22 protein-coding genes, 1 tRNA gene and 2 pseudogenes are annotated in these 22057 nt (G+C 71.5%); 11 read left to right on the forward strand and 14 right to left on the reverse strand.

Annotated elements, in window-relative coordinates; translation table 11 throughout:
• Positions 1-97 precede the first annotated feature (97 nt).
• The 5 genes from ACFWBD_RS22135 to ACFWBD_RS22155 all read right to left on the reverse strand — a co-directional run bounded on the left by ACFWBD_RS22135 (position 98) and on the right by ACFWBD_RS22155 (position 5675).
• On the reverse strand, positions 98-550 hold the full coding sequence (locus ACFWBD_RS22135; RefSeq protein ID WP_385669252.1) for an iron chaperone: 453 nt from the start codon (positions 548-550) through the stop codon (positions 98-100).
• A gap of 569 nt (positions 551-1119) precedes the next feature.
• Complete coding sequence (locus tag ACFWBD_RS22140) at positions 1120-1554, reverse strand: VOC family protein (protein WP_385669255.1); 435 nt, start codon at positions 1552-1554, stop codon at positions 1120-1122.
• 230 nt (positions 1555-1784) lie between these two features.
• Entirely contained in the window at positions 1785-3560 is a 1776-nt protein-coding gene (locus ACFWBD_RS22145; RefSeq protein WP_385669258.1) for a thiamine pyrophosphate-dependent enzyme, read from the reverse strand.
• A gap of 13 nt (positions 3561-3573) precedes the next feature.
• Complete coding sequence (locus ACFWBD_RS22150; RefSeq protein ID WP_385669261.1) at positions 3574-5157, reverse strand: FMN-binding glutamate synthase family protein; 1584 nt, start codon at positions 5155-5157, stop codon at positions 3574-3576.
• A gap of 221 nt (positions 5158-5378) precedes the next feature.
• Positions 5379-5675 carry a hypothetical protein gene (locus tag ACFWBD_RS22155; RefSeq protein ID WP_385669264.1) on the reverse strand — a complete coding sequence of 99 codons (297 nt, stop codon included), beginning with the start codon at positions 5673-5675 and terminating at the stop codon, positions 5379-5381.
• A 268-nt stretch (positions 5676-5943) separates the two neighbouring features.
• Here ACFWBD_RS22155 and ACFWBD_RS22160 point away from each other — a divergent pair, with 268 nt between their 5' ends.
• The 5 genes and pseudogenes from ACFWBD_RS22160 to ACFWBD_RS22180 all read left to right on the forward strand — a co-directional run bounded on the left by ACFWBD_RS22160 (position 5944) and on the right by ACFWBD_RS22180 (position 8636).
• On the forward strand, positions 5944-6147 hold the full coding sequence (locus ACFWBD_RS22160) for a cold-shock protein (RefSeq protein ID WP_009192932.1): 204 nt from the start codon (positions 5944-5946) through the stop codon (positions 6145-6147).
• A gap of 53 nt (positions 6148-6200) precedes the next feature.
• Positions 6201-6274: transfer RNA gene (locus ACFWBD_RS22165), tRNA-Met, on the forward strand.
• Positions 6275-6538: 264 nt separating this feature from the next.
• A pseudogene (locus ACFWBD_RS22170) lies at positions 6539-6718 on the forward strand (TetR/AcrR family transcriptional regulator C-terminal ligand-binding domain-containing protein); the annotation flags it as partial.
• Positions 6719-6831: 113 nt separating this feature from the next.
• A complete protein-coding gene (locus tag ACFWBD_RS22175; protein ID WP_385669268.1) occupies positions 6832-7608 on the forward strand; it encodes a GNAT family N-acetyltransferase in 777 nt (258 codons plus the stop codon).
• Positions 7609-7733: 125 nt separating this feature from the next.
• The gene (locus ACFWBD_RS22180; RefSeq protein WP_385669549.1) at positions 7734-8636 is read left to right on the forward strand and encodes a DMT family transporter; all 903 of its coding nucleotides are present in this window, start codon (positions 7734-7736) and stop codon (positions 8634-8636) included.
• 66 nt (positions 8637-8702) lie between these two features.
• On the opposite strand, the pseudogene ACFWBD_RS22185 reads toward ACFWBD_RS22180, so the two are convergent.
• Positions 8703-8855, reverse strand: a pseudogene (locus ACFWBD_RS22185) (cupin domain-containing protein); the annotation flags it as partial.
• Complete coding sequence (locus ACFWBD_RS22190; RefSeq protein WP_385669271.1) at positions 8810-9874, reverse strand: hypothetical protein; 1065 nt, start codon at positions 9872-9874, stop codon at positions 8810-8812. The pseudogene ACFWBD_RS22185 and the gene ACFWBD_RS22190, both read right to left, overlap by 46 nt.
• 115 nt (positions 9875-9989) lie before the next feature.
• Between ACFWBD_RS22190 and ACFWBD_RS22195 the strand changes: the two genes are divergently transcribed.
• Positions 9990-10628 carry a nucleotidyltransferase domain-containing protein gene (locus tag ACFWBD_RS22195; protein WP_385669274.1) on the forward strand — a complete coding sequence of 213 codons (639 nt, stop codon included), beginning with the start codon at positions 9990-9992 and terminating at the stop codon, positions 10626-10628.
• 90 nt (positions 10629-10718) lie between these two features.
• Here ACFWBD_RS22195 and ACFWBD_RS22200 read toward each other — a convergent pair whose 3' ends face one another.
• Complete coding sequence (locus ACFWBD_RS22200) at positions 10719-11084, reverse strand: YybH family protein (protein WP_385669277.1); 366 nt, start codon at positions 11082-11084, stop codon at positions 10719-10721.
• 98 nt (positions 11085-11182) lie between these two features.
• On the opposite strand from ACFWBD_RS22200, the gene ACFWBD_RS22205 reads away from it, so the two are divergent.
• Positions 11183-12094, forward strand: a complete 912-nt coding sequence (locus ACFWBD_RS22205; protein ID WP_385669552.1) for a LysR family transcriptional regulator — start codon at positions 11183-11185, stop codon at positions 12092-12094.
• Positions 12095-12205: 111 nt separating this feature from the next.
• Here the strand turns inward: ACFWBD_RS22205 and ACFWBD_RS22210 are convergent, their stop codons facing one another.
• The 6 genes from ACFWBD_RS22210 to ACFWBD_RS22235 form a co-directional block, all read right to left on the reverse strand.
• Entirely contained in the window at positions 12206-12967 is a 762-nt protein-coding gene (locus tag ACFWBD_RS22210) for a hypothetical protein (protein ID WP_385669279.1), read from the reverse strand.
• A gap of 88 nt (positions 12968-13055) precedes the next feature.
• A complete protein-coding gene (locus ACFWBD_RS22215) occupies positions 13056-13643 on the reverse strand; it encodes a hypothetical protein (RefSeq protein WP_385669282.1) in 588 nt (195 codons plus the stop codon).
• A gap of 216 nt (positions 13644-13859) precedes the next feature.
• Positions 13860-15470 (reverse strand): cation acetate symporter, encoded by a 1611-nt coding sequence (locus ACFWBD_RS22220; protein ID WP_385669285.1) that lies wholly within the window; start codon positions 15468-15470, stop codon positions 13860-13862.
• On the reverse strand, positions 15467-15904 hold the full coding sequence (locus ACFWBD_RS22225; RefSeq protein WP_385669288.1) for a DUF485 domain-containing protein: 438 nt from the start codon (positions 15902-15904) through the stop codon (positions 15467-15469). The genes ACFWBD_RS22220 and ACFWBD_RS22225 overlap by 4 nt, the downstream gene beginning before the upstream one ends.
• Positions 15905-16194: 290 nt before the next feature.
• Entirely contained in the window at positions 16195-17136 is a 942-nt protein-coding gene (locus ACFWBD_RS22230) for an ornithine cyclodeaminase family protein (protein ID WP_385669291.1), read from the reverse strand.
• The gene (locus ACFWBD_RS22235) at positions 17133-17870 is read right to left on the reverse strand and encodes an IclR family transcriptional regulator (RefSeq protein WP_385669294.1); all 738 of its coding nucleotides are present in this window, start codon (positions 17868-17870) and stop codon (positions 17133-17135) included. The genes ACFWBD_RS22230 and ACFWBD_RS22235 overlap by 4 nt, the downstream gene beginning before the upstream one ends.
• Before the next feature lie 253 nt (positions 17871-18123).
• Between ACFWBD_RS22235 and ACFWBD_RS22240 the strand changes: the two genes are divergently transcribed.
• The 4 genes from ACFWBD_RS22240 to ACFWBD_RS22255 all read left to right on the forward strand — a co-directional run bounded on the left by ACFWBD_RS22240 (position 18124) and on the right by ACFWBD_RS22255 (position 21937).
• On the forward strand, positions 18124-19470 hold the full coding sequence (locus ACFWBD_RS22240; protein WP_385669298.1) for an amidohydrolase family protein: 1347 nt from the start codon (positions 18124-18126) through the stop codon (positions 19468-19470).
• Positions 19467-20534 (forward strand): dipeptidase, encoded by a 1068-nt coding sequence (locus ACFWBD_RS22245; protein WP_385669301.1) that lies wholly within the window; start codon positions 19467-19469, stop codon positions 20532-20534. The genes ACFWBD_RS22240 and ACFWBD_RS22245 overlap by 4 nt, the downstream gene beginning before the upstream one ends.
• Before the next feature lie 87 nt (positions 20535-20621).
• Positions 20622-20969 carry a PRC-barrel domain containing protein gene (locus ACFWBD_RS22250; protein WP_385669304.1) on the forward strand — a complete coding sequence of 116 codons (348 nt, stop codon included), beginning with the start codon at positions 20622-20624 and terminating at the stop codon, positions 20967-20969.
• 437 nt (positions 20970-21406) lie between these two features.
• Positions 21407-21937, forward strand: coding sequence for a GNAT family N-acetyltransferase (locus ACFWBD_RS22255; protein ID WP_385669307.1), 531 nt, complete (start codon positions 21407-21409; stop codon positions 21935-21937).
• Positions 21938-22057: the final 120 nt, after the last annotated feature.

A 22057-nucleotide genomic window follows, 5' to 3' on the forward strand; every position in this document is an offset into this window, starting at 1 on the left:
CGGCCGTGCGAGCGGCGGGGCGGGGCGGGGCAGGGCGGAGTGGGAGCGGAGCCGGTCTCACCCCCGCAGGCCCGCCCGTTCACCGGCCGGTGCGCCATCAGCTCATCGCCCGCTTCACCAGTGCGGCGATCCGCGCCTCCGCCTCGGCCGTCGCCTCGGTCAGGGCGAAAGCGGTCGCCCACATGTGGCCTTCGTCCAGCTTCGCCGGGTCGTTGAACCCGAGCGTCGCGTAGCGCGACTTGAACTTCGCCGCGCTCTGGAAGAAGCAGACGACCTTGCCGTCCAGCGCGTAGGCGGGCATCCCGTACCAGAGCTTCGGCGCGAGGGCCGGGGCGCTGGCCAGGACGACGGCATGGACGCGCTCGGCCATGATCCGGTCGGAGTCCTGCATTTCGGCGATCTTCGCGAGTACGTCCCGCTCCGCCTCCGCCGCCTTGTCCGCGCGCGAGCCGTGGCGCGCTGCCTTCTTCTGCCCCTGGGCGTGCTCCTTCATCGCGGCCCGCTCCTCGGCCGTGAATCCCTCGTACGTGCCGCTGTCGGTGCTGGTCATGGTCGCTCCCGTGGTCAAGGCGTGGGCCACGACCGGCCCGGTGGGTTCTGTCCGGCCCGGTCGCTGTGGTCACACCCTCTCCCGCCGGGGGTACGGACCGCCTCCGTGCTGACCACGGAAACCACCACGGAGAGGTCGCCTTCTTGCGCGGGAGTCCCGGAGCCCGGCACGCGCGAGCATCTGGAGCTGCCGCCGCTCGCCGCCACGCGGGGCGAGTGAGCGAACGGCAGGCCGCCGACCGGCGGCGTGAGGGTCGATACACCTCGGGGAGGTGACTGGGGGATGATCTCCTTCGTGACGAAGGAAGCGGGTGCGGGTGTGGGCGTCGATGAAGCCCACGCGTGGGACGCGCGGTTGGGCTGGGCGTTCGGGCTGACAGCCGACGATCCCGCCGAACGGGCTGCGGCGCTGGTCCGTCTCGCCGATGCCCAGAGGAACGTGCGGGATGCTCTGGGTCGGTTCAATGAGTCGGGTGAGTTGCTGTCGTCGCGACGGCGGCTCCACCGACGGCGGCCCCCAAGCCGACCGACTCCTGCGACGGCTCGTGAAGGTGGCACGCTCGCCGCACCTCAGTCGAGACAGAACTCGTTGCCCTCGATGTCCTGCATCAGGAGGCACGACTCGTTGTAGCCGTCGGCGGTCAGCAGCCGCACGCGTACCGCGCCGAGCGCGACCAGTCGTGCGCATTCGGCCTCAAGTGCGGCCACGCGCTCCTCACCCACGAGCCCGGTGCCGACCCGCACGTCGAGATGCAGCCGATTCTTGACGACCTTGCCTTCGGGAACGCGCTGGAAGAACAGTCGCGGGCCCACACCTGAGGGATCACCGCATGCGAACGCCGCACCCTGACGCTCAGGCGGCAGCGAGCGGTCGAAGTCGTCCCAAGCGGCGAACCCCTCCGGTGGCGGCGGTACGACATAGCCCAACACCTCGCACCAGAAGCGAGCGACGCGCTCAGGTTCCGCACAGTCGAAGGTGATCTGGACCTGCTTGATCGACGCCATGGGTCCATCGTAGAGGCGGGATCTTTCATCGCCGCCACGGGCTCGCCCCTGGCCAGGTGGTGGCGCGTGCGGCCAACTCGCGGCGAAGGGTGGGACCTTGTGCCGTGGGATGACGATCCTGACCGTGTCCCCACCGGAGGAGGAGGTCCCGGCCGGCGTGGGGGCAGGCCCAAGTGCCCCCACTCACGCGGATTCCGGCCCGTTCCCGGCCGACCCCAGGGACATGTTCCTCAGCCCCCGTGTTCCTCGGCCCCCGTGTCCCCCTGGCTGCGCACGACCTCCTTCATCTTGGCCACCGCGAAGCCCCAGCCCTGGGCGACGGTCGGCTTGGCCGGGACGGCGATCTCGTCCGGGTTGGTGAGCACGTCGAGCAGGACGGGCCCGGGGGTGCTGAAGGCGCGGCGTACGGACTCCTCCAGTTCGGCCGGGTCGGTCACGCGGATGCCGGTGATGCCCATGGCCGTCGCGACGGCCGCGAAGTCGGGGTTGTCCAGCACGGTGCCGAACTCCGGGAGTCCGGCCTGTTCCTGTTCGAGCTTGACCATGCCCAGCCGGCGGTTGTCGAAGACGACGAGTTTGACGGGGAGCCGGCTCGTCTTGAGCGTCATGAGGTCGCCGAGGAGCATGCTCAGTCCGCCGTCGCCGCAGAAGGCCACGACCTGGCGGTCCCGGTCCAGGCACTGGGCGCCGAGGGCCTGTGGCATGGCGTTGGCCATGGAACCCAGGTTGTAGGAGCCGATCAGCTGCCGCCGGCCGCGCATCTCGACGAAACGCGAGAGCCACACGGTGGCCATGCCCGTGTCGGAGGTGAAGACGGTGTCGTCGTCGGCGAGGCGGTCCACCACGGCGGCCAGCGCTTCCGGGCGGATGTCGCCGGCGCGGTTGTCCAGCGCGGAGCGGACGCGGCCCACCAGACCCTTGTCGTGCGCCGGGTCGGCGAGCCGCGCCTGACCCTCGCGCCACCGCTCGAAGCGTTTGCGGGCGTCCTCCAGGTGCGAGCGGTCGCGCGCGCCGCCGCTGTCGGCGGGCGCGGCGGCCAGGTGGGCCAGGAGGTCCCGGACGGTCGCGCCCGTGTCACCGACGAGCCCCACCTCCACGGGCACCCGTCGCCCGATGTGGGCGGCCTCGGTGTCCACCTGGATGACGGTCTTGCCGTCCGGATACCAGTCCCGGTAGGGGAAGTCGGTGCCCAGCAGCAGAAGCGTGTCGGCATCCTGCAGAGCCGACGCGGCCGCCGGGTTGCCGATCAGCCCGGTCTGGCCGACCTGGAAGGGATTGGCGTCGCCCTCGAAGCCCTCCTTCGCCTTCAGCGTGAGCACCATCGGCGCGGCCAGCCGGTCGGCGAGCGCCAGTACGTCCTCCCGCGCGGCGCGGGCTCCTCGTCCGACGAGCAGCGTGACCCGCCGCGCCCGGTCGAGCAGCTCGGCGGCTCGCCGGACGGCGGACTCGTCCGGCCGGCTCACCGGTGCGTTCAGCGAGAACCGGGCCGGCCGGTCCGCGCTCAGTTCCCGTTCCCCCAGGTCACCGGGGACGGTCAGCACGGCGACGCCCTTGCGGCCCAGCGCGGTGCGCACCGCCGTCTCCAGCATCTGCGGCAGCTGGTCACCCGAGGTGATCGTGGCCCGGAAGACGGCCACGTCGCTGAAGAGCGCGTCGTTGTCGACCTCCTGGAAGTAGTCGCTGCCGAGTTCGGCGAGCGGCACCTGTCCGGCGATCGCCAGCACCGGCGTATGGCTCTTGGCCGCGTCGTAGAGTCCGTTGAGCAGGTGCACCGAGCCGGGGCCCACGGTGCCCATGCACACGCCCAGGGTGCCGCTGAGCTGCGACTGGGCGCTCGCGGCGAAGGCCGCCGCCTCCTCGTGCCGGCAGCCCACCCACTCCAGGCCCTCGGTGGTGCGGATGGCGTCGGTCAGCGGATTGAGCGCGTCGCCTACGACGCCGAAGACCTGGCGCACGCCAAGTTCGCTCAGCGCGTCCACGATGACGCGCGCGACGGTTCGGGCCACGGGATCCTCCAGATCACACGGTGAAGCGGTCGGGGTCGGCGGCGGCCCAGTCGGCCGCCCAGGAAGCGGGGGGCTCGGCGAGCAACTGCCCGGGCTCCAGCCACTCGTAGAGTTCTTCGAAGGAACGTTCGGTACGGGGGTCGATGCGGCGGCGCAGCATGTGCGGACGCAGCTGCGCGGGATCGGTGACCCCCATCGACGCCATGATCTGCAGCGCGCTCGCCACCGTCGCCTCTTGCAGGCGCTGGACCCGGAGGGTCTTGTCGCCCACGTGGAGCGCGCGGGCCCGCCGGGGGTCCTGCGTGGTGACGCCGGTGGGGCAGGTGTTCGTATGGCACCGCTGCGCCTGGATGCAGCCGACGGCGAACATCATCGCCCGTGCGGCGTTGCCGTAGTCGGCGCCCTGCACCATGCGCTTGACCAGGTCGGTACCGGTGGCGATCTTGCCACTCGCCCCGATCCTGACGCGGTCGCGCAGACCCGCGCCGACGAGGGCGTTGTGCACGGTCAGGAGCCCCTCGGTGAGCGGGGTGCCGACATGGTCGGCGAACTCCAGGGGTGCAGCCCCGGTTCCGCCCTCCGCGCCGTCCACCACGATGAAGTCCGGGGCCGTGCCCTCCGCCAGCATCGCCTTGCACACGGCGAGGAACTGTCGGCGTGACCCCACGCAGAGTTTGAAACCGGTCGGCTTTCCACCGGAGAGTTCCCGCGTCCGGGCGATGAAGCGGACGAGTTCGCGCGGCGTGGAGAACACCCGGTGGTAGGGCGGTGAGATCACCGTTCGGCCTTGGGGCACGTCCCGGACCCGCGCGATCTCGGCGTTGACCTTCGCTCCGGGCAGGACCCCGCCGATGCCGGGCTTCGCGCCCTGCGAGAGCTTGAGCGACACGCACTTCACGTGCTCGTGCGCGGCCTTGTCGGCGAACTCCTGCGGGTCGAAGTCGCCGTCGTCGGTCCGGCAGCCGAAGTAGCCGGTGCCGATCTCCCAGACGAGGTCACCCCCCGGCCGCAGGTGGTACTCCGACAGACCGCCCTCGCCGGTGTCGTGGGCGAAACCCCCGGCCGCGGCGCCCCCGTTGAGCGCGAGGATCGCGTTCGCGGAGAGTGAGCCGAAACTCATCGCCGACACGTTCAGCAGCGCCATGTCGTACGGACGGCCGCAGTCGGGTCCGCCGATCCGGACCCGAGGTGCGGCCTTCGGCACCGGACAGGGCGCCATCGACGGCACCAGGAACTCGTAGCCGGGGCGGTAGACGTCCTGCTCGGTGCCGTACGGCTGCTCGGCGTCGGTTCCCTTCGCCCGCTCGTAGACGATGGTGCGTGTGTCCCGGTCGAAGGGGCGGCCGTCGAAGTTCCGCTCGATGAAGTACTGCTGTAGTTCCGGGCGGATCTTCTCCAGAAGGAAGCGGGCATGCCCGAGGACGGGATAGTTGCGCAGCACAGAGTGCCGGCGCTGCATCAGGTCCCATAGGCCCAGCAACCCCAGCACGAGCAGCGGCGCGGCGGCGAACCACCACCACGGCGAAATTCCCACCACGGCCGCGCCCGCCGCGAGCGCGACAACCAGAGCCAGGACCACCAGTCCGATACGTGTCACCTCCCCCTCGTTGCCAGACAGCCGACGATCATGTCCCTTCGTTCTCTCCAGAGATCGTCAAGGAATTGCGATACGCCCGGTCGGCAACCGCACCGGCCGAAGACCGCGGGCGCGATTGCGGGGGGAGAGAAAGGGGAGAGAGGGCGTGCGGCCGGGCGAAAAGGCCGGCGGCCCTGATGGCGGGCCGTCGCTTTCTCAGATCATGGGGCGGCGGACCGGCGCTACCGGGTGACCACGTTGAACACCGGGTAGGTCCGCGGTTGTACGTCCGCGAGGCCGAGCTCCCGCAGGATCGGGATGAGGGTCTCGCCGAACTGCCGGAACGCCTCCTCGGACTCCCAGACGTCCACGACGAGCCAGCCGTTCTCGGTGGGGGCGGACGTGTGCGAGACGAGACCGGCCACCGGCCAGTCGGCGGGGCTCTTGACCGGGCCGGGTTGGCCCGCCACCATCTCCGCGCTCCGCTCGTACTGGGCCTGGGTCATCCCCGGCATATCGAGAACCACGACGACGGCCATACTGAGCTCCCTTGCGAAGAGGTACAGAGTCTTCCGGCCAGTTGACCAGCCCGGTGAGCCGCCTGCGCGGGGGCCTGGGCCAGACAGGGCACGCAGAGCAACCGGAACGTCGGCGGCGTCCAGGCCGCCCGGAGCACTGCGGCCGGTACAGAAGTCGGATAACCACTCCGTCGACGGGGTAGGACGAACGCCGGGTGCCTTCCGGTCGTGGAAGGCCCCGCACACGGACCAGCCGGGACCTCCCGGCAAGACTCGAAGGACGAGCAGTATGGCCAGCGGCACCGTGAAGTGGTTCAACTCCGAAAAGGGATTCGGGTTCATCGCCCAGGACGGCGGCGGACCGGATGTCTTCGCCCACTACTCCAACATCTCCGGCAACGGATACCGGGAGCTGGTGGAGGGAGAGCCGGTCACCTTCGACGTGACCCAGGGGCAGAAGGGCCCGCAGGCCGAGAACATCGTCCGCGGCTGAGACGGCCGCACGGCGCATCGCCCCGTGACCACGGTGTAGGGTGGCATCACCGACGCGGGGTGGAGCAGCTCGGTAGCTCGCTGGGCTCATAACCCAGAGGTCGCAGGTTCAAATCCTGTCCCCGCTACGAGAAGAAGGGGTCCGGCATCGCGCCGGACCCCTTCGCTGTCATGTCACCCGCTCGGTCGCTGCTTTGTCGGCGGGGGCCACTGGCCCGGGGCGGCCCGGCAGCAGCAGGCACAGCGGGACGGCGGCGGCGGTGAAGGTCACCGACCACCGGAAGGCGGCGTCGAAGCCGTCGGCCAGGGCGCCGGGGGTGTGGGCGTCCCCGGCGGTGCGCTGGAGGACGACGGCGAGGACGGCTCTCGACGTCCTCTTCGACCGCGCCGTCGACGCCGCGGTCGACCGCGCCGTCGACCGCGGCGAGATCGAACGCGAACCCTTCACCGAACGCGTCAGGTCCCTCCCCTTCGACCTGCTGCGTCACGAAATCCTCACGACTTCCGCCCCCGCACCCGACCCCGTCCTCGAGGAGATCGTCGACACGCTGTTCCTCCCTCTGGTGCGCTGACCACGGCAGCGGCACCACCCCCTCGTCAGGTCCTTCGGCCGCCGTCGCGTCCTCGGGTCGTAGTCGCGCCGAAGAGACGCGTGATCGACGGAGAGGTCCTAACGTCGGGCGGTATGACGGATGCCCGGGATCTTCTGGCCGCCTACGACGCTCAGTTGCGGGGCGCCCCGCCCCACGCTGCCACCCATGCCCCCGACGGCCCGCTCACCCGGGTCGCCGGCCCCTTACGGGCACTGGTGACCGGTCCTCCGGACCTGGGTCTGCGCGGCCGGGAGCTGGACGAACTCATAGCCCGGCAGCGCGACTTCTTCGCTGCGCGCGGGCAGGCGGTGGAGTGGCGGCTGCGCGTTCACGACACCCCGGCCGATCTCCCCGACCGACTGAGCGCGGCGGGCTTCACACCGCACCCTCCGACCGCGGTATTGATCGGCCCGCTCGCGGAGGCGACCGTACGCCGGCCCCTGCTGCCTGAGGGCGTGACGCTGCGGCAGGTCAGCACCGACGCCGACCTGCACGCTGTCGCGGCACTCCAGTCGGCCATCTGGGGACTGGACCTGAGCGGCCTCGGGGACGATCTCATCGCCCGGATCGGCGCCGCTCCGCGGGACACCGTCGTCCTCGTCGCCGAGGCGGGTGGCGAGATGGTCTCCGCGGCCTGGCTGGGTTTCCGCCCCGGCACGCAGTTCGCCACCCTGCTGGGCGGCTCGACCCTCGTCGAGTGGCGCGGCAGGGGAATCTACCGCGCCCTGGTCGACGCCCGCGTCGCCCTCGCCGCCGAGCGCGGGGTCCCGTACCTGCACGTGGACGCCTCGCCCGACAGCGCCCCGCTCCTGCGACGGCTGGGCTTCCGGACGATCACCACGATGACGCCGTACGTCTGGACGCCGTAGCCCCGGCGGCGGCCAGAACGTGTGCATCACCGCCGAGTCGGCCACCGGCTCGGGTCGCGTTCCGGAACCCAGGAAATTCAGGTGCCGCGCGGCGCCCGATCGTTGAGAATCCACGCGTGGCCACCATGAACATCGACAGGACTGGACGCGGCCCGTTCCCACGGCCCTCCCTGACCGCGGCGGCCGGTCGTACCTTCGGGACGATCCCGCCCACAGCACTGGTACTGCTCGGCATCGTCAGCGTTCAGGTGGGCTCGGCATTGGCCAAGAACCTGTTCAGCGCTGTGGGGAGCTCCGGGACGGTCTCGTTGCGACTGTTCTTCGCGGCGGCGGTACTGATGCTGCTGTGGCGGCCGTCGCTGCGCATGCACCGTCGCGCGTGGACCGTAGTGCTCGGCTACGGCGTGACACTCGGCTTGATGAACCTGTGCTTCTACCTGGCGCTGGCCCGGATCCCGCTGGGGATCGCGGTGACCGTCGAGTTCCTCGGGCCGTTGACGGTGGCGCTGGCCGGGTCGAGGCGATGGCTGGACGCTCTCTGGGTCGCGCTCGCGGCAGGGGGTGTCGTCCTGCTGATGGAGGGACGCGGCGACCTCGACCTTGCCGGTTTTCTGTTCGCCCTCGCCGCGGGAACGTGCTGGGGTCTGTACATTCTGGTCGGCGCGGCGCTGGGCCGCCACACCACGGATGGCAGTGGTCTGGCTCTGGGAATGGCCGTCGCGGCGCTGGTGGCTGTGCCCTTCGGCGTGGCCGACAGCGGGACGGCGCTGATTCAGCCGTGGGTCCTGGTCGCGGGGCTCGGCGTGGCACTGTTGTCGTCGGTGATCCCGTACTCGCTGGATCTGGAAGCGCTGCGCAAGATCCCACCCCGTGTGTTCGGCATCCTGATGAGCCTCGAACCGGCGATGGCGGCGCTCATCGGCCTCATCGTGCTCCAGGAGTCGCTGCGTTGGTCGCAGTGGATCGCGGTGCTGTGCGTGGTGGCCGCGTCGGCGGGCGCAGCACGCGGCACCCGCCCGGACGTATAGCCGCCGACCCGGCTTCGGGCGGGCGGGTGCCCGCGGTGGCGAATCGGGGTGCAGGGCAGTGAGACCTCAGCTGCGTGCGGCGAGTGCCTCGCGCCACGCCGGGCTGTCGACGTAGTGGTTGTCGAACCGCTCCGAGGAGTCCTTGATCTCCTGCGGGTCGGCCTCGCCGCGCATCACCCGGCCGAGGTGCCGCAGGTAGTCGAACGCAGCCGGGCCAGGGTGTGTTGGAACGCTCCTTGGTCGGCGCGGAACAGGTGCCGGGGGCGCGGCGCGTGCGGGTCGTCGCGCAGGACGCCGTCGGGCATGCCGCCCGACGCGGGGACGGGCAGGTACGGCTCGGGGGAGGCCAACCACAGCCACACCCCGAACGGCAGTGGCACCGGGTATGCCGAGGCGGCGGGGCCGGCCGGGGCCCAGGTCTCTCCCGTCTGCGGATGGGTCGGCACGAGCAGGATGTCGGCATCCGCCCCGGGGGCGGGCCGTCCGGGTCCGGCCAGGACGGCGTGCCGTGCCGGCGGACCCGCGGGCAGCAGGGCGTCGAGCGCACGTCGGAACACTTCCGCGATCAGGCCGTCCGGGACGGTCACCGGTCGGCCTTCCGAGGCCGCCAGCAGGTGGGCGAGCGCCCGGCCGGCTGCCGCCTCCCACCGCGGGCTCCAAGACCACCAGCGGTTCACCCCCAGCCGTGATCCCCACGTGGTGATCGGCTCGAACGGGGGAGTGCCCTTCCCCCGCGCCGTCAGCTCCGCCCAGGAGAGCGGTGCGGCGTCGGCGTCGTGGACGGGGTGTCGGCGCACGGCGTCCGCGGCGAGCCATACCGCCTGCCACAGCGAACAGTCGTCAATACGGCTGGCCACGGGCAGGCCGCACGCCTCGCAGGCCATGTTGGGTCCGTCGCCCCCGTCGAGGCCGCAGCAGTAGCCGCCGCCCTTCTCCGGGATCAGCATCGTGCCGCGGGCGTCTCCGGGTGCGATGACGATCGCGCCGGGCGCCGCGTCGGACAGGGCGTGGACCGGCGCGTAGACGCCTCGGGCCGCCGCCTCGTCCGGATCGATCTCCTCCCACGTGCGCCACGGCCGCCCCCAGGGCTCCGCGTCCACGGCGAAGGTGCCCGACTCCATGAGCACCGGGAGCTGAAGACCGTTCCCGTATTGCTGATGGGCGTGGACCGGCAGGGCGACCTGGGACGGTGGGGCGGTCAGCATGGCGTCGCACCTCGTACACAAGAAGACGAACAAATACCCTCCGCTGAGAAACAGGAGGCATCGTCGCAGCTCGGCGGCGGCCGGCCAACGTGTTTTCCCGCCCGGACAACGACCGCAGCCGGGCGACTCGTGGACGTAGGTTGTGGCGATGACCGAACCCCTGCCGCCCGGTGGCGCTGTGCCCGATACGGACGAACTGCATGCCCGATGGGCGGACGCCTGGGGGCCGGAGCAGGTCGCGGAGCGGTTGGACGGCGTGGATACGCCCTGGTGCGTCGCCGCGGGGTGGGCGCTGGATCTGTTTCGCGGGGAGCAGTCGCGGACGCACGGTGATCTGGAGATCGCGGTGCCCGCGGCGGGATTCCCGGAGATTCGGGACCGCTTCCCCGAGTACGCGTGGGACGCGGTGGGTTCGGGACAGGTCTGGGCGGCGGCGGGAGCCGAGGCGCTGGCGGCCACGCACCAGACCTGGCTCCGGGATCCGGCGAACGGTCGGTTCCTGTTCGACGTCTTCCGCGAGCCGCACGAGGGCAGGACATGGATCTGCCGACGGGACGAGAGTCTGCGGCTGCCGTACGACGCGATCATCGCGCGGACGGCGGACGGAATCCCCTACCTGGTGCCGGAGTTGGTGCTGCTGTTCAAGGCGAAGGCGACGCGGCCAAAGGACCGGACGGACTTCGACGGGGTGCTGCCACTGCTGGGCCGGAGCCGGCGGGATCGCCTCAGTGAGTGGCTGTACCGCGTGCACCCCGGACATCCGTGGCTGGCGGAGCTGGCGCGGTAGCGCAGGATACATAGCTCCCTCCACGTTGCAACGCAGCACCGCCCGCTGCTGCGTCTGTGGGTCGCGGCGGCGGGCGAGCGAGCGGCCTCTTCAGCGGGTGGGCTTGACGAACTCGGGCTGGTCGAGGACGCGCAGCCAGCTCCCGTCGGGCTGGCGTCGGACGACCTGTGCCCGGGCGCCGGCCCCGTCCCTCGGCGGGGTGGCGGTGAGGGCGATGTCGCCGCTGATCAGCGTCGGCAGCGGGGGTTCCGGCTCGAAGCGGGGACCGTTGGCCAGCACCTTCTCCCACACCGCACGGATCGCGTCCCGCCCCACCGTCAGCTCCCCGGGCGGGTAGGCCATCACCGCGTCCTCCTCGTAGAGCGCGGCGACCCCAGCCGCGTCACCGGTGTTGGACCGCTCGACGAACAAGCGAGTGATGTCCTCGGGCCGCGCGGCCTTCTCGTGGTCCTGCATGGGTTCCTCCTGACGTCCGGCTTCGACGCTCCCCAGCCTTGTCGCCCGCCGTTCAGAAGTCCAACAGATGGATTTTCTGGAAGCTAGAATCTGTAGTCATGGACCTGAGGCAACTCGAATACTTCGTCGCGGTCGCCGAAGAGCGGAACTTCACCCGGGCGGCCGAGCGAGTGCACATCAGCCAGTCCGGCGTCAGTGCCCAGATCCGTCGGCTGGAGGGTGAACTCGGTGCCGAGCTGTTCGACCGGTCGGGGCGTACGGTCACGCTGACCGTCGCGGGAACTGCCGCGCTCGAACACGCCCGCGCCGCACTCGCCGCAGCTGAGGCGGTCGGTCAGGCGGTGGGGCAGGTGACCGATCTGATCCGGGGCCGGCTCACGGTCGGGATGGTCCTCGGCTGCACCCTCACCCCGTTGTTCGACGCCCTCGCCGCGTTTCACCGGATTCATCGGGGGGTGGAGATCTCACTGCTGGAGGACAACTCCGACCGGCTCATCGAGGGGGTGCGCGCCGACGTCGTCGACCTGGCTCTCGTCGGTACCGCAGGCGCCGCCCCGGACGGGCTGGACTCGCTGACGATCATCAGCGAGCGGCTCGTCGCAGCTGTTCCCCCGGGACACCCCTTGGCGAGACAGCATCGGGTCGCTCTGGGCGACTTGGTCGCCCACCCGATGGTCTGCATGCCACCCGGCACCGGCCTGCGCACGGTGTTCGACCGGGCCTGCGCCGCACAGGGCCTGCGACCCGCGATCGCGCTGCAAGCCAGCGCCGCGGATGCCATCGGCGACCTGGCTTCCCGAGGACTGGGTGTCGCGATCCTCAGTGAGTCGATGGCCGCGAGCTACCGTGACCGGCTCACCGCCCGCGTCATCGGTGACATCGAGACACCGGCGGTGCTCGCCCTGGTCTGGAAGAGCACGCACAACCCCGCTGTGCGCGAGTTGATCGTGCACAGCCGCCATGCGTTCACCCCGCCTGATCCTGCCCAAGGTCTGTCCCCTGTTCCGTAGATGACCCGTGCGTACGGGTCGACCAGCGTGTCCGTCCGGCCGTCGTCCGCATGGCGCGGGTACGCGTACGGGCACGGGTACGGGCACGGGTACGGGTACGGGTCTGCTGCCTCAGGTCGTGCTCGCGTACAGCTCCTGCAACGGCTGAGCCGAGTCCGTGCCGGAGTGACCGAACGGAGCGTCGAAGCTCCAGACCATGAAGAGCAGGAAGACCACCAGGGCGCTGAACGCGGTGGCCAGCATCAACTCCCGGGCGGAGCGACGGATCTGGAGAGCGTAGAGCAGGCCGAGCGTGACCATCCCGCCCGCGATCAGGCCGAACCAGACCACCCCCGGCAGGGTGCTGCCGGCGCTGTCGAGGCGCTGGTGGCGTGCGTCGTCGGCGGCGGCGACCTGGTCGAGGAGCGGCTGGTAGGCCTGGGCCTGGAGTTCGTCGGTGGGCGTGTGGTGTGCGATGTCGCTGCGGATCCGGGTCAGCAACCGGCCCCCGGTGGCGTCGATGGGGCCGTCGTCCTCCATGGCCGGCCACTCCGTGCTCACGGCGTGCCGGGCATAGGCGTCGATGTGCTGCTGGACCTGGGTGTGGAAGGCGGCGGGATAGACGTCCAGGCGCTGGTCGATCTCGTACAGCGCCTGGGCCTCGCGCTGCACGGTGTCCTCGGCGGCGCCGCGCGCCTCCCAGACGCCGGCGATCGCCAGGCCCAGGACGATGGCGTAGACGACGCCGACCATCATCACCATGTACTCGAGCACGTCCGGTGTCTGTGAGGTGTCCTCGTCGTCCGCCACGCGGCGGTGGCGCATCACGGTGGCGGCTACCACGAAGGCACAGACCAGCGCGCAGGCCAGGGTGTAGATCAGCCATTCCGGCACAGCAGGACTCCAGGATGAGCGGATGAGCGGATGAGGGATGAGGCAGATGAGCAGCTGAGTGGTCGAGTGAAGGCGGGCCGTGGGCGGGTCAGCCGCCGTTGCGGCGTCGGGAGCCCGGGCGCAGCGCGGCGGCGGCCAGGATGGCCGGGGTGGTGATCACGACGGTGGTCATCGTGGTGGACAGGCCGGCGGGTGCCGGACGTGCCGAACCGCCGCCGTAGTGGAAGCGGGGCACCCAGCGGAAGGGCGCGGCACGGGGTGCCGGGGCGGGTGCCGGGGCAGGCGCGTCGGCGACGACGTCGTCGGCCTCGGGCTGCGGTTCCGGCGTGGGCACCCGGCGTTCGGCGGGTAGGGCGCGCGGGGCCGGCGACGGGGGTGGAGCCGGTGGGGCGCCGACAGGGCGAGGTACGTGTGCCGCCTGTGCCGCCGGTGCCGCCTGTGCCGCCGGTGCCGCAGGGAGCGGCGTGCGCGGCGGCCGTGGTGTGGGCGCAGGCGAGGAAGGGGTGGCGGGGTGCTGCCGGGAGGGGCCGCCGATCTCGACCCAGCCGTCGGTGGAACACACCACCACGTGCGTGGTGGTGTGGGTGGTGTCGACGACGACCGCGGGTCCGCCGGTGCCCGGAAGGGGGCAGAGCGCGGCGGCGGTTCCGAGACCGACGGTGATCCAGCCGCTCACCAATGCTGTTCCTCTCCGCTGATCGTGAGCGCGCCTCGGAGGGAGGCACACATGAATGGATGCCGGTGCGCTCACCAGGCGGTGGCCGTTCGGCAACGGGAGTAACGATCATGCTCGGCTCGGGGACACGGCTGCGCCCGGCCTTGCCGGCTGCTTTCCGCGCGCCCGTGTCCCGGCCGTCGGACATGCCGAGGCCGTCGGTCCGGGCCGGGCGGGTCAGCGGCTCCTGGGACTCGGCGGTCCGGCGAGGAGGACGGCTTCGATGGCGGCGTAGCGTTCCCGTTCGCGTGCGGTCGCCTTCCTGCCGGACAGGACGGTGCCGAGCAGGCCGCAGAGGAAGCCCGCCGGTACCGAGACGAGAGCCGTGGTCGTGAAGGGGAACCAGTTGAAGTCGACTTCCGGGAACGCCGATCCGGGAGAGCCGGAGACGAGGTTGGTGCCGGTCATGAGGACGAGGACGCTGACCGATCCGCCGATGAGCGTGCACAGCAGGCCGGCGCGTGTGAAGCGCCGCCAGAAGAGGCTGTAGACGAGGGCGGGGGCGATGGCCGAGGCGCCGAGGCAGAAGGAGACGGTGGCGAGCGGCTGGAGGCTGCGGTGCTGGGCGATGACGGCCAGCAGGATGACCGGGAGGCCCACGGCCAGGGCAGCCAGTCGCGCCAGGGCCATCTCGCGCAGCGCTGAGACGTTCGGGCGGGCGGCGGCGATGTCGTGGGCCAGGGAGTTGGCGCAGGCCAGCGTCATGCTGGCCACGGAGGCCAGCAGGGTCAGGAAGATCGCCGTCGTGACGGTGGCGAACAGCAGGCTCTCCGGGCGGGAGAGACGCATCCCGAACGCGGCGCGCGAACCGAGCAGGTAGGCCGTGTTGCCGCGCGGGTCGGCACCGGCGACGCCCGCGCGTCCGATGAGGGCCGTGGCCCCCACGCCGATGACGGTGATCACGGCGATGAACAGGGTGACCGTCGAGATCGCCCAGGACATCGCGCGGCGCACCTGGGGCGCGCTGCCGGCGGTGTACATCCGCATGGTGACGTGCGGCAGGCAGGCGCCGCCCAGCACGATGGCGCACTGGGTGCTCACCATGTCGAGTCCGCGGTGCGGCCCGTTGGCGAACTGCAGGCCGTAGCGCAGGAAGTTCTCCTCGGCGCCACTGCGGTGGGCGGCGGTCTGGAACAGGGTCCGGGGGCTCCAGCCGAAGGTGTGCAGGATGAGTCCGGCGACGACCAGGCCGGACCCGAGCAGGATCACGGTCTTGAGGATCTGGATCAGGGCGGTGCCCCGCATGCCCCCGATGGCCGCGTAGCTGATCATCAGGGTGCCGGCCCCTACGACGCAGCCGGTCCGCATCGCGCTGTCGGAGAAACCGAGGACGTACGCCAGCAACTGACCCACCCCGGCCAGCTGTACGACCATCATCGGCACCAGCGAGGCGAGGGTGACCACACACGCGGTGATGCGCACCGCGCGTCCGGGCAGCCGTCTGCCGAGTGCGTCGGCCATGGTGAACCGGCCGGTGTGATGCAGGGGTTCGGCCAGCAGGACCATCAGGAGGAGCAGGGACAGCACGGTGCTCAGGGCCAGTACGACGCCGTCGTAGCCGCACAGCGCGATGACCCCGCCGATGGTGAGGACGGTGGCGGCGGAGATGTAGTCACCGGCGATGGCGAGTCCGTTGCGCAGGGGCGACAACGAGCGGTAGCCGGTGTAGAACTCGTCGAGGTCGTCGCGGTCGGGACCGGTGAGCACGCACAGCATGAGCGTCACCGCCACGACACTGGAGAACGCCACCAGGGACCAGGACTGCGCGGAGCCGTCGAAGTCCGTCACGACCGTGGCTCCTCGTGCGGGAGGGGGTCGGGCCGGCGGTGTACGCGCCGGGCCAGCGGGTCGACGTACCGGCGCGCGGTGTACTCGTAGAGCAGCACGGCCAGCCAGGTGACGGGCAGTTGCACCAGGGCGAGGAGGAGTCCGGTGGGGAGTCCGCCCGGTGCGAGGCGGGTCATGACGGAGGGGGCTTCTACGGTGAGGGTCAGGAAGACGGCGAAGTAACCGAGCGCGGCGAACGTGGCCACGCGTCGCTGCCAGCGGCAGGCCCGGCGCAGTCGGCGGAGGTCGCGGTGCCTGCCGGTCCACGGTCGGTCACGGTCCGGCGGGCATGTCTCGTCCTGTGAGGCGGCGGCCCACTGCGGGGCCGCGGTGGGGGAGGCGTGCCGTCCGGGCCGGTGCCGCGCCGGGTATAAGTCGGAGCTGTCGGAGGACATCCCAGGATCTCCTGCTGGGTCGTGGGCCCCAAGTGGTGCGGACCCGCGCGAATGTGGGGGAGTGGCGCATATGTTCGGGTGACCGCACGCTATGCGGGTGTCGGACCGCGCGCAGAGACTTCCGTGAACTCCCTGGTGAGGACCCTTGCGGCGCTCTGACCTCGGATGTTGTGGGAGTGGCGGGTGTGGTGAGAGGGCGCGGCGGTGCTGTGCGGGCGGCGCGGGTCGAATCGTTCGAACGGGTGCCGGGAGAGGTCCCTGAGGGTCGGGCGGCACCCGGTGCGGTCGCGCTAGCGGGACGGCTCGTCCGTACCGCGGCGGGTCGCCGTGCGGTGGACGACGTGCGCGGCGGCCACGTCCAGGGCGGCGTGGCCGGTGGACTTGAAGACGGTGAGCTGATCCGGGGAGGTCCGGCCGGAGGCCTCGCCGCTGAGGACGGAGCCGAGGAGACGGACGACGCGGTCCTCGGGCAGCCCCTGCAACTCGTGGGCGCCGGAGGGTGGGGGAGTGGCGGCGGCGCCGTGCCACTCCGTGAAGAGGGCCGCGTCCCGGATGGTGTCGTCGTCGAGTTCGGGTCCGTGGGAGCCGCCGACCGAGCTGACGTGGGTGCCGGGGGCGAGCCATGCGCGGCGCAGGACGGGGCGGGTCGCGCCGGTGCAGCAGTACACGGTGGCCGCCTCGCGTACGGCGGTCTCGATGCCGTCCGTCGCGCGGCCCGCCGGGTGCAGGGCGGCCAGCGCGCGAGCCGCCTCGGGGTCGCGGCCCGCGACGGTGACGGGTTCGGCGGGCCGGAGCGCGGCGAGGAGCAAGACCTGGGCCCGGGCCTGGGCGCCGGTGCCGACGACCACGACGGGTCCCGGCCGGGCCAGGGTCCAGGCGCTGTGCGTGGCGGCCGCCGCGGTGCGCCAGGCCGTCACGGGTTCGGCGTCCATGACGGCGAGGGGCCGGCCGTCCTCGGGGTCGAAGAGGGCCACGATGCCCCGGTGGGTGCTGCGCCCGGGGCGGGCGGGGTCGGCGAACACCGACACGAGTTTCGCCGCGAGGCCGAGACCCGGCACGTATCCCGGCATGGCGCCCAGCAGACCGCCGGGCGCGAAGGCCGCTATCCGGGGCGGCGCGGAGACCGCGTCCCGTGCCACGGCGACGAGGGCGTCGGACACGGCGGCCATCAGGCGGCGGGGGTCGAGGGTCGCCGCGGTGGCTGCCCGGTCGAGGACGAGGACGTCGTTCACGCGCCGCTCGCCGTGCCCGGGCCGGACAGCAGGCGGCTGAGGGTGTCCACCGCCGAGGCGAGTTCCTCCCGCAGCCGGCGCATCCGGGGTTCGTCGATCTCGGCGTCCGGACCGACCACGGTGACCGCGCACACCGGCGCCCCGGGGACCGGGACGACGGCGCGGCTCAAGGAGGCGACGAACTGCTCGTTGCGGCCGTGCTCGACGGCGAACCCGTCGGCCCCGGTCCGCTCGAGGTCGGCGAGCAGACCCGCCTCCCCCTCCAGGGTATGTCCCGCCGCGCGGGCCACGGCGAGGTAGGGGCCGCGTGCCTCCGGGGGCAGAGCGGCCACCAGGGCGAGGGGCCCGGCGAACCGGTGGACGGGCAGCGCCTCGTCCCGGAGTGTGCTGATCATCGCCAGCCGGTCCGGGCGGATCACGTCCACCACCCGGGAGCCGTCGTTCTCGAGGACCTGGAGGTTGACCATCATGCCGGTGCGCGCGGAGAGGTCCTCCAGCACCGGGCGGGCCAGGGAGGTCAGCGAGTTGTGCGCCGCCCGGGCCGACAGGCGCAGCACGGCGGTGCCCGGCAGATAGCGGTCGTCGACGCGCAGGACCCAGCCGCGGCGGACGAGGTCCACGAGGACGCGGTAGGCGGTGGCCCGGTGCAGTCCGACCTCGTCGGCGAGGTCGGTCAGCCGGGGCGGCCGGGGAGCCCGGGCGACGGCCTCGACCAGGTCCAGCGCCTTGTCCACGGCCGTTCGCGTTGCTTGTGTCGCTTGCGGCATCGAAACCCTTCCCGGATGACCGGACGGACCGTCCCGGCGAGGCGTGTCCGCCGCCGGTATTCGGGGGTAGGGTACCGCTTGTTTCGAGCAGCGAGAGAGTTGTTACGTAGAGCGTAACAGATCGAGAGTGGTGACCTTGACGAACGAGAGTTCCGGGACGACGAACGAGAGTTCCGGGATGACGGACCGGAGTTCCGGGATGACGGACCGGAGTTCCGGGATGACGGACCGGAGTTCCGGGAAGGCCGACGAGAGTTCCGCCGGGGCGAACCCCTTCGCGCCGCCCGAGGCCGGCGAGCTGGTGGTCTACCGCGGCCTCACGCTGTTCGACGGGACCGGCAGCGCGCCCCGCCCCGCCGTGTCGCTCGTCGTGGACGGCTCCGTGATCCGGTCCGTCGCGGACGAGACGGACGTGGCGGCCGCCCTCGCCGAGGGCGCGGAAGTCGTGGACCTCGCCGGTCACTTCGTCACCCCCGGTCTCGTCGACGCGCACCAGCACCTCGCCACTCCGCCCGACCGTCCGGCCGCCGAGGCGATCCTGCGCCGCCTCGTCCACAGCGGGGTCACGGCCGTGCGGGACATGGCGGACGACCTGCGTCAGGTCGGCGACCTCACGCGGGCCGCGCTGGTGGGCGAGATCGCCGCACCGGACATCCACTACGCGGCGCTCATGGCCGGCCCGGGCTTCTTCGACGACCCCCGCACCCACCAGGTGACCCAGGGCGCCGTGCCCGGACACGTGCCCTGGATGCAGGCCGTCACCGACACGACCGACCTTCCCCTGGCGGTGGCCATGGCCCGGGGAACCTACGCGTCGGCCATCAAGGTCTACGCCGACCTGGACGCCGGCCTCGTCGCCGCCATCACCGCCGAGGCGCACCGCCAGGGCATCCCCGTGTGGGCGCACGCCGCCGTGTTCCCCGCCACGCCCGGCGAGGTCGTCGCGGCCGGCGTGGACACCGTCTCGCATGTGACCCTGCTGGCCCACGAGGCCGCCAAGGAGCCGCTGACCAGCTACAAGGACAAGCCGGCCGTCGATCACGAAAGTCTGGTCACCGGCGAGGACGCTCGGCTCGCCGTGCTCTTCGCCCGGATGCGGGAACAGGACGTCGTCCTGGACGCGACCGCCGGCATGTGGGCCAGCGGGGAACTCGCCGGCGACGACCCCGAGAGTGCCGAACGCGCCCGGCGCCAGACCGAGTTGGCCATCGCCCTCACGGCCCAGGCGCACCGGGCCGGCGTGGCGCTGGCCACCGGCACCGACTACGAGACCGCCCCCGGCGAACCGTTCCCCGCCCTGTACGAGGAACTCGCCTTCCTGGTGGAGCGGTGCGGCATCCCGGCCCCGGACGCGCTGCGTTCCGCGACGCTCGTCGGCGCCCGCAGCGCAGGCACGGCCCACCTGACGGGCAGCGTCGAGCCGGGCAAACTGGCCGACTTCGCGGTCTTCGCGCAGGACCCGCTGGCCGACATCGGCCACCTGCGCACCATCACCCTGACCGTCAAGCGCGGCCGCCGCTTCCCGCGCGCCGCCTACGCCACCACCCCGCCCCGGGAGACCCGTTGACCGGCACGCCCCTGATCATCAACGCGCTGGGACAGCTCGACAACCCCAACGCCCCGCGGTCGATGGACGCGGCCGGCGACCTCAACCCGACCAGCGAGCAGTACACCGTCGACGCCCGGACGCTGGCCGACGCGAGAGCCTCCGGCCTGACCGCCGTCAACATCACCCTGGGCTATGTGATGGGTGACCTGCCGCCCTACGAGCACACCCTGCACGAGATCGACATCTGGGACGGCATCATCGACCGCCACCCGGACGACCTGCTGAAGGTCACCACCGCCGCGGACATCCGCACGGCCGCCCGCGACGGACGCGTCGGCGTCATCTACGGGTTCCAGAACGCGGTGGCCGTCGGGGACGACGCGGGCCGGGTCGCCACCTTCGCCGAACGCGGCGTGCGCGTGGTCCAGTTGACCTACAACCAGGCCAACCACCTCGGCGGCGGCTCGATGGCGCCGGCCGGCACGGGGCTGACCGCCTTCGGACGCGAGGTGGTCGACGCACTCAACGACCACCACCTCATGGTCGACCTGTCGCACAGCGGCGAGCGGACCTGTCTGGACGCGGCCACGCACTCCCGCGTCCCCGTGTCGATCAATCACACGGGGTGCCGCGCACTGACCGACCTGCCCCGTAACAAGACCGACGACGAACTGCGCCTGGTGGCCTCGCGCGGCGGCTTCGTCGGCATCTACTTCATGCCGTTCCTCAGCCCCACCGGGCACGCGCGCGCCGCCGACGTCGTCGAGCACCTCGCGCACGCCGTGGACGTCTGCGGCGAGGACCACGTCGGTATCGGCACCGACGGCTCCGTCACCGCGATCGACGACCTCGACGCCTACCGGGCCCGGCTGGCCGAGCACGTGGCGCAGCGCCAGGAGGCCGGGGTCTCCGCGGCCGGCGAACGGGCGGACACCTACCCCTTCGTGGTCGACCTGCGGGGCGTGGACCAGTTCCGCGAGCTGATACGGCTGCTGGAACAGCGCGGCTACTCCTCCGGCCGCATCGAGAAGATCATGGGGCGCAACTTCGCCGACTACGCGGAACGGGTGTGGACGGCGTAGCCCTGTGATGTGTGTGGCGAAGTTTCCCGCATGTCTGTCGCGCGCCTGAGCGGGCACTAGCAGGAGCAGGACGACAGGGAGGACATCGTGAGCCAACACCACGCACACCACGTGCCGACCGCCGGCCACACCCCGGACGACGACCTGACCGGATACCAGGTCGACGCCACGGACGGTCACGTCGGCAAGGTCAGCAAGTACTCGAGGGACCTCGGTCCGCGGTTCCTGGTGGTGCACACCGGCCTGTGGGTTCTCGGCAAGGACGTGGTGATCCCGTCGGGCGCCGTCCTGGGCATCGACCACGACGCCCGCATCGTGCAGCTGACCCGGACGAAGGCGCAGGCCAAGTCGGCACCCGTCTTCGACGCGGACACGTACCTGGGCGACCCGCGCCACCGCGACCAACTGGGCGGCCGGCACGGATCCGGCCACTGACAGAAGCGGCCCGCACCCCCCTTGAGGGGTCCGGGCCGCTCGCCGTTGAGGGGATGGCAGCCGCAGGGGAGTCTGCTCCGTGCGCGTGCTGCGTCAAGTGGCCCAAGACGCCGGTTACTTCGAGCAGGCGGGTGAGGTGGGCGGGCTGGCGGTGCAGACGCAGGTGATGTCGGCGGGGTGGGTGCGGCGGCTCGTCCGGTGGAGCCGTCGCGTTCGGCGCGGCCTGGACGATCCGGCCGATCGCTTCCCGGACCGCGCTTCGATGATCGGCCAGAGTGCCGTCCAGACCGAAGAAAACCACATCCGCCATAGGATGATCATCTCGTGGCGCTGGTCCCTGACGCCGGCGATGCGCGGCACGGCCACGAGCAGGGTGATGCCCGCTCAGGAAAAAGTCTTTTGCCGACTCGGATGCCGCGTGGATAGCGTCGCCGTCTGTGACCCCGACTCTGCGCACCCAGCGGCTGCTCCTGGAACCGTACATCCCCGCGGACGAAGAGGCCTTCGTCGCTCTCTTCCAGGACACCAGGGTGTCGCGGTGGATGGGTGACGGCCCTGCTTCCGAAGCAGCGGACCGAGCCCTCTTCGGGCGGATCTTCACGAAGGTCTATGCCCAGGAACTTTTCGATGTCTGGGCCGTTCGTCGCAACGGACTCCTGGTCGGTCATGCCGAGATCAAGCCGACCGACCTCGTCGGAGGCCACGAGATCATCTACGCTCTCGCGCCGACGGCCTGGGGGTCCGGCCTGGGGACCGAGCTGGCAGAGGCGATCGTCGACCATGGCTTCACATCCCTCGGACTGACCGAGGTGTACGCCACCGTGGCTGCACCGAACGAGGCCTCACTGACTCTGCTGGGCAGAATCGGTTTCGAGCACGTCCGGGACATCGAAGAGGATGACGGCGGCACCACCCGCGTGCTGGCCCGCCGTCTGACTGCGACCGACAGGTCGTCCCTCGTCCGATGAGGCGAGCGAACCGCCGTCTCCGAACCTCCCGCGGATGGCCGGTCAGTCAGCGCGGGCCGGGCACCGGGTCCACGTCCGCGACCGCCGCCCACACGCCGAAGACGTGCTCCTCCGTGCGGC

The organism is Streptomyces sp. NPDC060002, assembly GCF_042737245.1.
Classification (GTDB): domain Bacteria; phylum Actinomycetota; class Actinomycetes; order Streptomycetales; family Streptomycetaceae; genus Streptomyces.